General features: G+C 66.9%; 14 protein-coding genes. 7 read left to right on the top strand and 7 right to left on the bottom strand.

Annotation, left to right across the window (positions count from 1 at the left end):
- Positions 1-88: 88 nt before the first annotated feature.
- Both ACT53U_RS03165 and ACT53U_RS03160 read left to right on the top strand, forming a co-directional pair.
- Positions 89-916, top strand: coding sequence for a hypothetical protein (locus tag ACT53U_RS03165; RefSeq protein WP_476152657.1), 828 nt, complete (start codon positions 89-91; stop codon positions 914-916).
- Positions 917-931: 15 nt separating this feature from the next.
- The gene (locus tag ACT53U_RS03160) at positions 932-1,795 is read left to right on the top strand and encodes a hypothetical protein (protein WP_476152655.1); all 864 of its coding nucleotides are present in this window, start codon (positions 932-934) and stop codon (positions 1,793-1,795) included.
- A gap of 83 nt (positions 1,796-1,878) precedes the next feature.
- On the opposite strand, the gene ACT53U_RS03155 is transcribed toward ACT53U_RS03160, so the two are convergent.
- Positions 1,879-3,066, bottom strand: coding sequence for a flagellin (locus ACT53U_RS03155; protein ID WP_476152653.1), 1,188 nt, complete (start codon positions 3,064-3,066; stop codon positions 1,879-1,881).
- Positions 3,067-3,340: 274 nt separating this feature from the next.
- The gene (locus ACT53U_RS03150; RefSeq protein WP_476152651.1) at positions 3,341-3,505 is read right to left on the bottom strand and encodes a hypothetical protein; all 165 of its coding nucleotides are present in this window, start codon (positions 3,503-3,505) and stop codon (positions 3,341-3,343) included.
- Positions 3,506-3,954: 449 nt separating this feature from the next.
- On the opposite strand from ACT53U_RS03150, the gene ACT53U_RS03145 reads away from it, so the two are divergent.
- The 3 genes from ACT53U_RS03145 (at position 3,955) to flaF (ending at position 6,011) form a co-directional block, all read left to right on the top strand.
- Positions 3,955-5,148 carry a flagellin gene (locus ACT53U_RS03145; RefSeq protein WP_476152649.1) on the top strand — a complete coding sequence of 398 codons (1,194 nt, stop codon included), beginning with the start codon at positions 3,955-3,957 and terminating at the stop codon, positions 5,146-5,148.
- Positions 5,149-5,269: 121 nt separating this feature from the next.
- Positions 5,270-5,653 (top strand): flagellar biosynthesis repressor FlbT, encoded by a 384-nt coding sequence (locus tag ACT53U_RS03140; RefSeq protein ID WP_476152647.1) that lies wholly within the window; start codon positions 5,270-5,272, stop codon positions 5,651-5,653.
- Complete coding sequence (gene flaF / locus ACT53U_RS03135) at positions 5,646-6,011, top strand: flagellar biosynthesis regulator FlaF (RefSeq protein WP_476152645.1); 366 nt, start codon at positions 5,646-5,648, stop codon at positions 6,009-6,011. Before ACT53U_RS03140 ends, flaF begins: the two co-directional genes overlap by 8 nt.
- A gap of 155 nt (positions 6,012-6,166) precedes the next feature.
- On the opposite strand, the gene ACT53U_RS03130 is transcribed toward flaF, so the two are convergent.
- Genes ACT53U_RS03130 through ACT53U_RS03120 form a run of 3 tightly spaced genes read right to left on the bottom strand, consistent with a single transcriptional unit; the run spans position 6,167 to position 8,111 of the window.
- Positions 6,167-6,664, bottom strand: a complete 498-nt coding sequence (locus ACT53U_RS03130; protein ID WP_476152643.1) for a hypothetical protein — start codon at positions 6,662-6,664, stop codon at positions 6,167-6,169.
- Positions 6,661-6,987, bottom strand: coding sequence for a rod-binding protein (locus ACT53U_RS03125; protein ID WP_476152641.1), 327 nt, complete (start codon positions 6,985-6,987; stop codon positions 6,661-6,663). The genes ACT53U_RS03130 and ACT53U_RS03125 overlap by 4 nt, the downstream gene beginning before the upstream one ends.
- Positions 6,987-8,111: a flagellar basal body P-ring protein FlgI gene (locus ACT53U_RS03120; RefSeq protein ID WP_476152640.1), complete on the bottom strand. Its 1,125-nt coding sequence runs from the start codon at positions 8,109-8,111 to the stop codon at positions 6,987-6,989. The genes ACT53U_RS03125 and ACT53U_RS03120 overlap by 1 nt, the downstream gene beginning before the upstream one ends.
- A 220-nt stretch (positions 8,112-8,331) precedes the next feature.
- On the opposite strand from ACT53U_RS03120, the gene ACT53U_RS03115 reads away from it, so the two are divergent.
- The gene (locus ACT53U_RS03115; protein ID WP_476152638.1) at positions 8,332-8,763 is read left to right on the top strand and encodes a flagellar assembly protein FliX; all 432 of its coding nucleotides are present in this window, start codon (positions 8,332-8,334) and stop codon (positions 8,761-8,763) included.
- Positions 8,764-8,942: 179 nt separating this feature from the next.
- Positions 8,943-9,356, top strand: a complete 414-nt coding sequence (dksA, locus tag ACT53U_RS03110) for an RNA polymerase-binding protein DksA (protein ID WP_476138842.1) — start codon at positions 8,943-8,945, stop codon at positions 9,354-9,356.
- A gap of 349 nt (positions 9,357-9,705) precedes the next feature.
- On the opposite strand, the gene flgH is transcribed toward dksA, so the two are convergent.
- Both flgH and flgA read right to left on the bottom strand, forming a co-directional pair.
- Positions 9,706-10,467 carry a flagellar basal body L-ring protein FlgH gene (flgH, locus tag ACT53U_RS03105; RefSeq protein WP_476152636.1) on the bottom strand — a complete coding sequence of 254 codons (762 nt, stop codon included), beginning with the start codon at positions 10,465-10,467 and terminating at the stop codon, positions 9,706-9,708.
- The gene (gene flgA / locus ACT53U_RS03100; RefSeq protein WP_476152635.1) at positions 10,467-11,543 is read right to left on the bottom strand and encodes a flagellar basal body P-ring formation chaperone FlgA; all 1,077 of its coding nucleotides are present in this window, start codon (positions 11,541-11,543) and stop codon (positions 10,467-10,469) included. Before flgA ends, flgH begins: the two co-directional genes overlap by 1 nt.
- Positions 11,544-11,552 lie beyond the last annotated feature (9 nt).

Genomic DNA, 11,552 nt, shown 5'->3' with positions numbered 1-11,552 from the left:
TTCGAGAGGGCAGGGCGGGATCGATTCCCGCCCTGTTTCCTTTTGGGGCCGGTTGGCGTCCAATGGCGCGGCAACGGGAGATTCGACGATGAAGGTTCTGATCGCGACGCCGGTCTACGGCGACACCATTTCGACGGGGTGCCACCTGTCGATCCTGGAGACGATCGGTTTCTTCGCCAAGGAGTTCCCTCACATCGAATTCCAGAGCCGGGTGCTGTCGACCTCGTTCTTCCCGCACGCCCGCAACGCGTTGGTGTCGCAGTTCCTCAACGACGAGAGCTACAGCCACCTGCTCTTCGTCGACAGCGACATGGGCTTCACGCCCGAGCTCGTCGCCAAGATGCTCGCCTTCGGCAAGCCGGTGGTCGGTGCGATCTATCCGGAGAAGTCGCGCAGCTTCGACGCCTTCCGTCGGCTCCTCCAGCAGGACAGCAACGCGATGCGGGCGCAGCTCGCCTCGGTCGACTACGTCTACGGCGGCGATGCGCTGGTCACGACGAAGGCGCGCGACGGCGTCGAGGAGATCGAGGTGATCGACGGCTTCGTCCGGGTGACGCGGGCGGGCACCGGCATCCTGCTGGTCGCGCGCGAGGCGGTCGAGAAGATCCGCGATCGTTTCCCCGAACTGTGGACCGCCGAGCCGACCGATTGGGTACGCTCGACCGGGCACATGGGCGGCGGTCTGTTGCAGTGCTTCGCGGTCATCCCGAGCGACGACGGCGTCGAGATCGGTGCCGACATCGCCTTCTCCAAGCGCTGGGTCGAGGGTTGCGGCGGCGAGATCTGGTCCTGCGTCGACGAGGCGATCATCCGCACGGGTTCCGAGAACTACGTCGGCCAGTTCCTCGGCCATCTCAAGGTGACGGAGACGAGCGAGCGCCGGGTGGTGGAGCGCAAATCGACGCCGACGGCCTGATGGAGGCGACCCACGATGAAGATCCTCATCGGCACGCCGGCCTACGGCGATCGGGTGATGACGGGCTATCACGCCTCGATCGCCGACCTCGTCGTCAGCTTCGCGCAGGCGGCGCCGGGCATCGAGTTCGTCCACAAGGTGATCGACGTGCCGGTGCTGGCCACCGCGCGCAACATCCTGGCGAGCATCGTGCTCGACGATCCGAGCTACACCCATCTGCTGTTCGTCGACGCCGACATGGGCTTCTCGCCCAACCTGATCGCGCGGATGCTGGCCTTCCGGAAGCCTTTCGTCGGCTCGATCTATCCGGCCAAGACCGACAGTTTCGAGGCCTTCATGGGACTGGCGGCGAAACATCCCGGTGCCTCGACGTTGCAGCTCCGGTTGGCGGCGTCGGAATACATCTGCGGCGGCGAGCTGGTGCTGCGCAACGTGGTGGGCGGCGGCAAGGGCGTCGAGGTGATCGACGGCTTCACCAAGGTCACGGCGTCGGGCACCGGCATCATGCTGATCGAACGCGGTGTCTTCGAGCATCTGCGCGACACGCTGCCCGACATGTGGATCGACGATCCGGGGCCGGCGGTGCGCGAATGGGGGCTCGAGCGTGGCGGGCTCTTTCGTGGCTTCGACACGATCGTCAACCAGCAGGGCTATCACGTCGGCGAGGACATCGCCTTCTGTCTGCGCTGGACGCTCGGCGGTGGCGAGATCTGGGCGGCGATCGACGAGGCGATCGTCCATTCCGGCCTCGCCTACTATCGCGGCCACGCGCTGACGGCACTGAAGACCGAGACGCGACGGGTGCGTGAGACGTACCGCCGGTCGAAGGGTCGCAAGGATCCCTGGTACATGAAGGTGCTCGCCGGCCGGAAGAAGTGACCGGACACGCGACGCGACCTCCACAAGAAAACGGCGGCGAACCGAGGTTCGCCGCCGCTTCGTTTCGTCCGAGAGCCGTTCGATCAGAACAGCTGGAGGATGCTCTGGTCGGCCTGGTTGGCCAGCGACAGGGCCTTGGTCGACAGGCTCTGGCGGGTCTGCAGGGCGAGCAGGTTCGCGGATTCCGCGTTGGTGTCGGCCGCCACCAGCTGATCGGCGCCGGTGTTCAGGGTCGAGACCATGTTGTTGGTGAAGTCCTTGCGGGCCTGCACCATCGACAGGTTCGAACCGAAGGTCGACGACTGGGTGCGCAGCGAAGTCAGAGCCGAGGTCAGCGTGTCGAGGACGCGGTTGACCTGCTTGTTGTTCTGGAAGTCGCCGGTCGAGAGCTTCTCGAGGCCGAGGCCCGACGAGTTGAACACCGTACCCGAGATGTTCATCTTGGACTGGTCCGTACCGGTCTTCTCGTTGAAGATCGTGGACAGGTCGTTGCCCATCAGCAGGTTGATGCCGTTGTAGCCGGAGTCCTTCGCCATCTGGTCGATCTGGTCGAGGATGTCGTTGAACTGCTGGCGGAACGAGTCGCGGGTCGACGAGGTCGAGGCGGTCGCCGTCAGGTTCGACGAGCCGAAGCCCATCGAGGTGAGCGCGGTGGTGCCGGTCGAGGAGATCGCCAGATCTTCGCCGCCGGTCTCTTCGAAGGCGATCTCGCCATTGGAGTCGAGGGTGGCGGTGACGTCGAGCGACGAGTTGTTGACGGCCTTGAGCAGGTCGCCGACCGTCGAATATTCACCGGCACCCGAACCGATGGTGAAGGAGACGGCCTTGGTGTCCGTTCCCGTGCCCGAGGTCAGGGTGATGGTGTCGCCCTGCGTGAAGCCCGGACCGGAGGTGGTCGAGATCAGCGAGGTCGAGCGCTTGAGATCGGAGACCGAGCCCGACAGGGTGGCGTCGGATTCGCTGTCGGCGGTCTGGAGCGCCTGCTTGGCGGCCGACTGGGCGTTCTTGACCAGCGCGGTGATCGACTCGATGCCGTTCGACGCAGCCTGCAGGGTCTGGACGGAGTTCTGGACGCCGTCGAGCAGGTTGGTCAGGTCGCCCGAGCGGTCGTTGAGGGCCGCCGAGGTGAAGTAGTTGACCGGGTTGTCGAGCGCCGAGTTGACCTTCTTGCCGGTGGCGAGGCGGTTCTCGGTGGCCGTCTGCTGGGTCTTGATGGACTGCAGCGAGTTGAGGTTCTGACGGACGCCGGTCGAGAGAATCGTCGTGGACATGGTCTGCTACCCTTCTGGGAACTGGTTGACCCCCTCGTTCTGAGGAGTGAGGCGAGCATGCCGCCGGGCGCGTTTCGCAAATGTTAATTCGGTCCCGAAAAGCGCAACCATCTCCCATTCGCCACTTGACCCCACGTTACATGGTGAACGAAGGGTGATTCGAACCGCCGACGTCTTCGTCGGGGCACGGACGCGGACGCTGACGCTGACGCGCGGAAGCGCGGCGCCGGGCGGCACCGCGTTCGTCGAGAACAGGGCAGGGTGGCGAACGATCTCAGGCGAGGATGTCGGCCGCCGCGTTCGTCGTCTCGGCCTGATCGGCATGGACGGCGGCGGTCATCACCTGGGCGAGCCGCAGATAGGCCTCGGTCGGCAGCTGCGCCACGACCTGGCCGGTGTCGACGTCGAAGGTGCGCACCACGGTCAGCCCGCTCTTCACGTCGAACAGGACCTCCTTGGGGCGGTCCGTCGGTGCGGGCGTCGGGGCGGTGGCCGCGGGCGCAGCATCGTGCCGCGTGCGGTCGACGTGGGCCGACGGCGTGATTCTCGAGACGTCGTTTTCGCGAGTCGTTGGGGGGCCCGAGACGGGGGCGACACTGATCGTCATGGCCTGGCATCGCCTGCTGGAGTTGTCGATACCGCCAGTACTAAAGCGGAGGTGTAAAGGTCGGGTTGAAATTCGCCGAGTGTTTCGATTCGAAACTGATGCGTATGCTCCCGGTTTTCTGCCGAAATTTCACGGTTCGAGGCGCCGCGCGGGTACGCGCGAAGCGTTTTTTATCGCGTACGCGCGTACGCACGCGAGAGCGTTAAGGCGTCATTAACCCTAATGCCCGTTAATGATGTCAACGCAGCCCGTGAAACACGCCGTTTCCGATGGAGTACACCATGGCCTCCACCCCGATCCTTTCGACCGGTGTCCGACAGAATCTCAACTCTCTGCAGTCCATCAAGGCGCAGCAGACCGCCACCGAGAACCGTCTCGCCACCGGCAAGAAGGTCAATACGGCGCTCGACAACCCGGTCAACTACTTCACCTCGGCGGCCCTCAACGACCGCTCGGGCGACCTGACCAACCTGCTCGACGGCGTCCAGAATTCGGTTCAGACCCTGCAGGCTGCGTCGAACGGCATCGAGTCGATCACCGCGCTGGTCAAGAACGCCCAGTCGGCCGCCAAGCAGGCGCTCCAGACCGCCGACAGCGAATCCGACGCCACCCTGTCGGGCTCGGTCTCCGATCTCAAGCGCTCGACCTCGCTGATCTCGACCACCTCCGGTCCGGGCTTCACGCAGGGCGACACCATCACCCTGACCTCGGGCACGGGAACGGACACCAAGGCCGTCTCCTTCACCATCGGTTCGGGTGCCGGTGAATATTCGACGGTCGGCGACCTGCTCAAGGCCGTCAACAACTCGTCGCTCGACGTCACCGCCACCCTCGACTCCAATGGCGAGATCGGCTTCGAAGAGACCGGCGGCGAAGATCTGGCGATCTCCTCGACCGGCTCGACCGCTCTGACCTCGATGGGCTTCGGCTCGTCGAACCTGACGGCGACCGCCTCGACCTCGCAGACCCGCGACTCGTTCCGCCAGCAGTTCAACGACATCCTCGACCAGATCGACTCGATGGCGAAGGACTCCGGCTACAACGGCATCAACATCCTGATGGGCAACGATCTGGCGACGATCTTCAACGAGAAGACCGGCACCGATCAGTCCAAGATGACCATCGCCGGCGTCGTGTTCAATGCTTCCGGCCTCGGCCTCGAGAAGCTGTCGGTAGGCGACTTCCAGAACAACAAGCAGGTCAACCGTATCCTCGACACGCTGACCTCGGCTCTGACGACGCTGCGCACCCAGGCCTCGAACTTCGGTTCGACGCTGTCGATGGTGCAGGCCCGCAAGGACTTCACCAACAACATGGTCACGACGCTGAACACCGGCGCCGATCAGCTGGTGGCGGCCGACACCAACGCGGAATCCGCGAACCTGCTCGCCCTGCAGACCCGCCAGAGCCTGTCGACCAAGGCCCTGTCGCTGGCCAACCAGGCCGACCAGAGCGTGCTGCAGCTGTTCGGCTGACGCTCGGCGGCGACCAGAACGAGGAACGGGAGGCGGGCGCGACGGAAAGAAGCGCCCGCTTCGTCGTTTCGGAAGACAATCGCAGCGGCGCGAGGCGCCGGCGACAAGTGGAGAGAAGGCGATGACGCTCAAGGTCGAGATCAAACCCGGAGAGCGCATCATCATCGGCGAGAGCCTGATCACCAACGGGGGATCGCGCGCCAAGCTCTTCATCGAAGGCGATGCGCCGATCCTGCGCGAACGCGACGTCATGCCGGCTCGCGAAGCCGACACGCCGGCCAAGCTGATCTATCTCGCCGTGCAGCTGATCTATCTCAAGCACGGCAACGAGGTCGTGCTGGAAGACTACAAGGCACTCGCCCGCGAGTTTCTCGACGCCGCACCGGGCGCTAGAGACATTGTCGAGGCCATCGATAACTGCCTGTTAAACGGTGAATTCTATAAAGGCGTCAAGCACGCGAAGCGTCTCATCGAATACGAGGAGCAGCGGATCAACCATGTATAACAATCATGCCGCAGTCGCCTACCAGCAGACGCGTCGAACCGTCGCCACCGGGCGCGATCTCGAGTCGATGTTGCTTCTCAAGGCGGCCCGCCAGCTCCAGGTGGTCCGCGACAATTGGGAAGAGAAGAGGGGCGACCTGCTCTCGGCCCTGACCTACAACCGCAAGCTCTGGACGGTGCTGATCGACCTCATCCTGCGCGACGACAACCCGCTGCCGCAGGAAGACAAGAACAACCTGTTCAACATCTCGCTCTTCATCTTCCGTCACACGATCGAGATCCAGGCGGCTCCCGAGGCCGAGAAGCTCGCGCCGCTGGTCGACATCAACCGTGCCATCGCCGAGGGCCTGCGCTCCTGAGCGCCGGCCCCCGTGGCACCCGACGACGAACGAAAGAGGCCGCCCTTCCGGGGCGGCCTTTCTGCATTTCGGGGGAGAGGGGAGGCGGGGAGAGGCGCGGGGAGCGAACAGGGGGAAGAGAAGAGGTCGACGGGCACGCGGCCCGCCGCCGGGCCTCACATGCGGCGGTCGATCGACAGGCCGCGGGCGATGGACTGGGCCTGTGCAACCGGCATCGCGGCGTTGCGACCGTAGGTGCGCGGGGCGGCCTGACGGCCGACGGCGGCGGAGACGTTGCGGACGATGCCTTCGGCGACTTCGCGGGCGATGGCGAGCGCGCCGAGATTGGCGCGGATCTTCTCGATCGCCGCGACATGATCGGCGCGCATGCGCTCAAGCCGCTCGGGCAGCAGCTTCGAGAGGGTGGCGAACTCGCGCTTCAGGCGGGTGCGGGTCTGGAGATAGCGGCCGAGCTGGGCGTTCTTGCGCGAGACCACGTCGGTGGCGTCGAAGAGCTTGCCGGCGCGCACCAGCGCGGTCTCCTCCTCGATGGTCGCGATCAGACGCGCCATCGACTGTTCGAACTCGTCGAGGAAGGCGGCGGCCTCCTCCGGGGTGCGCAGGGCGCGCTCGACGGGCTCGGCGCCCTGGAGGGCCAGGAGATCGAGGGTCATTTCGAAGCACCTTCCTGTATGCCGATCAGGTCGCGATAGACCATGTCGGAAATGCCGATGCCGCCCGCCTTCTGCATGGTGGCGGCGTATTGGTCGACGAGCAGGCCGCGCCAGGATTCCTCCGCCTGGCCGCCGCCGAACGGCGCCTCGGTGGAGAGACCCGAGAACATCTGCTTCATCATGGTGGAGAGATAGACCTGCTCGAACTGGTCCGCCTGGGCGCGGGCCTTCTGCTCGCGCGTGGCGTTGCGGCCGGGGCCTTCCTGCATCTGGTGCAGCGCCGGCGTGCTCGTGGCGAGGGAGATCGTCGCGTCGTAACCCATCACATCACCTCGATCTCGGCCTGGAGGGCGCCGGACGCCTTGATGGCCTGGAGGATGGTGATCATGTCGCGGGGGCCGACGCCGAGAGCGTTGAGGCCGTCGACCAGCTCGCGAAGGCTGACCGTCTGGTTGACGATGCCGAGCTTCTTCTTGGAACTGTCGTCGACGGTCACTTGGGTGCGCGGCACCACCTTGGTCTCGCCGTTGGAGAAGGGGTCGGGCTGGCTCACCTCGGGCGTCTCGGTGACGGTGACGGTGAGGTTGCCCTGGGCGACGGCGACGGTGGAGACGCGCACGTCCTGGCCCATGACGATGATGCCGGTCGCCTCGTCGATCACCACCTTGGCCGGCAGATCCGGCTCGACCGAGAGCTGCTCGATGTCGGTGATGAGGTCGACGATGTTGCCGTTGAACTTCTGCGGCAGCGTCAGGCGGACGGTCGAGGGATCGATCGGTTCGGCCGAGGGCGTGCCGATCAGGTCGTTGATCGCCATGGCGATGCGGCGCGCGGTCGTGAAGTCGGGGTTGCGCAGCGCCAGACGCACGGCGCTCTGGGCGCCGAGCTTGAACTCGACCTCGCGTTCGACGATGGCACCGTTGGCGATGCGGGCGGCGGTGGGGACGCCCCGGGTCACGGAGGCCGCGTCGCCCTTGGCGGTGAAACCGCCGACGGCGAGGGCGCCTTGCGCGATCGCATAGGCCTCGCCGTCGGCACCGATCAGCGGCGTGACCAGCAGCGTGCCGCCCTGCAGCGACTTGGCATCGCCGAGCGCGGAGATCGCGACGTCGATGCGGGTGCCCTGGGTGGCGAAGGGTGGCAGGTTGGCGGTCACCATGACGGCGGCGACGTTCGCGGTGCGCATGTTGGCACCGCGCGTGTTGACGCCCATGCGTTCCAGCATGGCCTGTAGCGACTGCTTGGTGAAGGGCGCGTTGTTGAGGCTGTCGCCGGTGCCGTTGAGGCCGACGACGATGCCGTAGCCCACGAGCTGGTTCTCGCGGACGCCTTCGATCGAGGCCAGATCCTTGATGCGCGAAGCGGCGGCATGGGTCGGAACGGATTGTCCGACGACCAGGGCCGCGACCAGTGCGCAGCGGACGAATTTGCCCAAATGAAACTTCATCGATGGAGATCTCCCCAAATCTCGACCTTCTCCTTTGCGAGCGGCGTGCCAAGTCGGACGGCCTCGGATACGATCCGGCAACGCATTGGCGGTGAAGGGTTATTCGAGAATTCCGGGGGATGGCCCGGGTGCCCGATGTGCCGTAGGGGCAAATCGTGCCGATTCATGCTAGAGAGAACGGGACGCGTCCCGGCAATTCCTGCCGGGAAGGAGAGACGACGTGGCGATCAGGATCGATGGACCGGGCCGCACCGGCGGCATCCAGGGAACCGGGACGACCCGGCGCGCGGAAGGCACCGGCGCGACCTTCCGTCTGCCCGAGCAGGAGCAGGCGAGCCGCTCGTCGGTCGTCGGCGGGCCGATCGGGGCGACGGACGTGGCGAGCCTGTTGGCGCTGCAGTCGATCCCGTCGCAGGACCCGCGCGAGAAGAGGCGCAAGGCGGTCAGGCGCGGCCTCGACATCCTCGACGTGCTCGAGGGGGTGAGGCTCGACCTGCTCGGCGGCGGCGTCTCGCCCGACCGGCTGGAACGCCTCGTCGGCCTGATGGGCGGGCGCGAGCCGACCGGCGACGAGCGGCTCGACGACCTGGTCGCCGACATCGAGCTCAGGGCGCGGGTCGAGCTCGCCAAGCTCGGGCGCTTCCCCGACTGATCGATGCCCGCGGCGACCGGCCGCGGATGTGGTCTGCCTCTTTCCGGGGACTGCCGACATTTTGTCCACCTCCGTCACGCTTTCTTCGTGACCTTTTCGTTCCATCGTTGTATTGGGGCGCCGCGGCGCGCATCACCGCCTTCGCCGCCCGGACCAACGTGGACCTGGAAGGGAGCATGATGTCGGTCGAAGTCACTGATTATCGTCCGTCTGACGACGAACCCTTCATGAACGAGCGTCAGCGCGAGTACTTCCGTAAGAAGCTGCTCGACTGGAAGGACGACATCCTGAAGGAATCGCGGGAAACGCTGCAGCATCTCGCCGACGAGAGCCAGAACCATCCCGATCTCGCCGATCGCGCCTCCTCGGAGACCGATCGCGCGATCGAACTCAGGGCGCGGGATCGCCAGCGCAAGCTGATCTCCAAGATCGACGCCGCATTGAAGCGTCTCGACGACGGCAGCTACGGCTATTGCGAGGAGACCGGCGAGCCGATCTCGCTGAAGCGCCTCGATGCCCGGCCGATCGCCACGCTCTCGATCGAAGCCCAGGAGCGCCACGAGCGCCGCGAGCGCGTCTATCGGGACGACTGACGCGCCGAGCGCGTCGGCAGCGACGACCGACGCGGAATTCGCATCCGAACGAACGAGACCGAACGCCGGTCGACCCTCGGGTCGACCGGCGTTCGTCGTTTCGGCGTCCTTCTGGACGATGGAGAGGCGCGGCTCCCGGGGAGAGGGAGCCGCGCCGTCTGCCGTCGCCGCCACCGCCGGGGAGGGCGGGGGGAAGGCGGCGATCGAACCCTTCGGCATTCTCGACGCCGCTCTGGGGAGAGCGCGGACGGCGAGAGGGGGGAGGCTTCGGGGTTCGGGAGGGGGATGCGGGGAGAGGAACGGCGGGTCGCGAGAGCCGGGCGGCGGGGAGAACCGCCCGGCGTCTCGGTCAGAAGGGCATCAGCACGTCGAGCACCTGGGTGCCGTAACGGGCTTGCTGGACGTCGGTGATCTGGCCGCGGCCGCCGTAGGAGATGCGGGCCTCGGCGATCTTGGCGCTCTCGATCGTGTTGTCGGAAGCGATGTCTTCCGGCCGGACGACGCCGGCGACGATCAGTTCGCGGATCTCGTTGTTGACCCGGACCTCCTGACGCCCCTCGATCGCCAGGTTGCCGTTGGGCAGGACCTGGGTGACGAGGGCGGCGACGTTGGTCGACAGGGTCTCGGACCGGTCGACCGAGCCGGTGCCCTGCTGCGAGGTCTTGGTCGAGTTGTTGATCAGGTTGGAGGCCGGGGCTTCGCCGGGCAGCAGCAGACGATCGGCCAGGGCGCCGGGCAGACCGCCGACGGAGGTCGCATCGGTCTCGGTGCGCGAGCGGCCGGTCGAGTTGTCGATCTTGGCCTTGTCGGTGATGACCACGGCGACGGTCAGGATGTCGCCGACGCGGCGGGCGCGCTGGTCCTTGAAGAAGGCGCGGCTGCCCTTCGACCACAGCGAGTTGGGCGCATAGGCGACCGGCTCGGCGGAGGGCATCGGCATCGAGACGGGCTTGTAGCCGGCCTGGGCGGTCGGGTCCTCGACGGCGGAGAGCTTCGGCGCCTTGCCGACGTTCTCGAGCCTGTCGAGGGCGTTGGCGCAGCCGGAGAGGGCGACGGCGACCGTCAGGAGGGATGCGACGCGGCGGGCGGTGGAGTACGAGGAACGGGTCATCACTGATCGACCTTCGCGAGAGCAACGGCGGCGGGGGCGGCGACGATCTCGACGAGACCGGGGGCGGTGACCGTGCCCTGCAGGGTGCGCTTGGACTGGGGATTGAGGACGGAGACGGTGTCGCCGACGGCGGCGGCGGCGAGTGCCTGACCGCGGGTCGTCACCCTGAGCGCCTTGGCGCGGAAGATCACGGTGACGGTCTCGCCGCGGCCGATCACCTGCGGCCGGGCGAAGTCTGCTGCGGCGACCACCTGGCCGGCGCGCATCGAACGGCGGGCCTGGCGGCCGACGATCTCGGCGGGTTCGACGACGGTGGAACGGCCGTAGGCGCGGTTGCGCGGCTGGCGGTCGACGCGGATGTCTTCGGCGGAGACGAGATCGCCGCGCGACAGCGATCGGTTCAGCACCGTCACCGACACGGTCTCGGTCAGGACGCCGCGCAGGTGGATGCGGTCGGTGCGTTCGCCCTGATCGATCTGGACGAGGGCGTCGAAACGGCCGTTCTGCGGCACGACCGACAGCGAGACGATGCGGATCGGCTCGTGCGAGCGGACGTCGGCGGCGCGCGGGGCGACCGGGCCGTCGAAGACGATCTCGAGGTCGTCGAGGGTGGTGTCGGCGGCGAAGCCGGGACGGCGCAGCGCTTCCTGCGCGATCAGGCGGGCGATCTCGGCGCTCTCGACCGAGCGGGCGAGGCGGGAGACCGAGACTTCGACGAGGCCGCCGGTCTCGGCCCCGGCGAGGCCGGCGGCGCGGGCCATGTCGACGACGCGGGCGGCGGAGACCGGGCCGGCGGTGCCGAGGTCGGGGGCGCGGAAGAGCGGGCGTTCGGCGAGCGAGCCGGCGTTCTCGAAGAAGTCGCCGATGGTGACGACGTCGGCGGCGACCGAGACGGAGGCGCGCAGCGCCGAGGTCTCGCCGGACTGGGCCGGGGCGGGAGCGATGACGGCGAGCAGCACCGAGGCGAGGATCGCGAGGCCCGCGGCGCCGAGCAGCGAGCGCACGAGGCGCTCGCCGGCTTCGCCGGTGAAGGTCACGAGACCGGGGCGGGGGCGACGCAGAGATTCGTACTTCATGGCCCTCCT

The organism is Pinisolibacter sp. DMC19, assembly GCF_056313985.1.
The sequence above is the reverse complement of the archived record's forward strand: the minus strand, read 5'-3'. Positions and strand labels throughout refer to the sequence as shown.

Coding starts and splice junctions, on each gene's coding strand:
- ACT53U_RS03165 (WP_476152657.1), top strand. CDS start 89: ATGAAGGTTCTGATCGCGACGCCGGTCTACGGCGACACCATTTCGACG.
- ACT53U_RS03160 (WP_476152655.1), top strand. CDS start 932: ATGAAGATCCTCATCGGCACGCCGGCCTACGGCGATCGGGTGATGACG.
- ACT53U_RS03155 (WP_476152653.1), bottom strand. CDS start 3,066: ATGTCCACGACGATTCTCTCGACCGGCGTCCGTCAGAACCTCAACTCG.
- ACT53U_RS03145 (WP_476152649.1), top strand. CDS start 3,955: ATGGCCTCCACCCCGATCCTTTCGACCGGTGTCCGACAGAATCTCAAC.
- ACT53U_RS03140 (WP_476152647.1), top strand. CDS start 5,270: ATGACGCTCAAGGTCGAGATCAAACCCGGAGAGCGCATCATCATCGGC.
- flaF (WP_476152645.1), top strand. CDS start 5,646: ATGTATAACAATCATGCCGCAGTCGCCTACCAGCAGACGCGTCGAACC.
- ACT53U_RS03130 (WP_476152643.1), bottom strand. CDS start 6,664: ATGACCCTCGATCTCCTGGCCCTCCAGGGCGCCGAGCCCGTCGAGCGC.
- ACT53U_RS03125 (WP_476152641.1), bottom strand. CDS start 6,987: ATGGGTTACGACGCGACGATCTCCCTCGCCACGAGCACGCCGGCGCTG.
- ACT53U_RS03120 (WP_476152640.1), bottom strand. CDS start 8,111: ATGAAGTTTCATTTGGGCAAATTCGTCCGCTGCGCACTGGTCGCGGCC.
- dksA (WP_476138842.1), top strand. CDS start 8,943: ATGTCGGTCGAAGTCACTGATTATCGTCCGTCTGACGACGAACCCTTC.
- flgH (WP_476152636.1), bottom strand. CDS start 10,467: ATGACCCGTTCCTCGTACTCCACCGCCCGCCGCGTCGCATCCCTCCTG.
- flgA (WP_476152635.1), bottom strand. CDS start 11,543: ATGAAGTACGAATCTCTGCGTCGCCCCCGCCCCGGTCTCGTGACCTTC.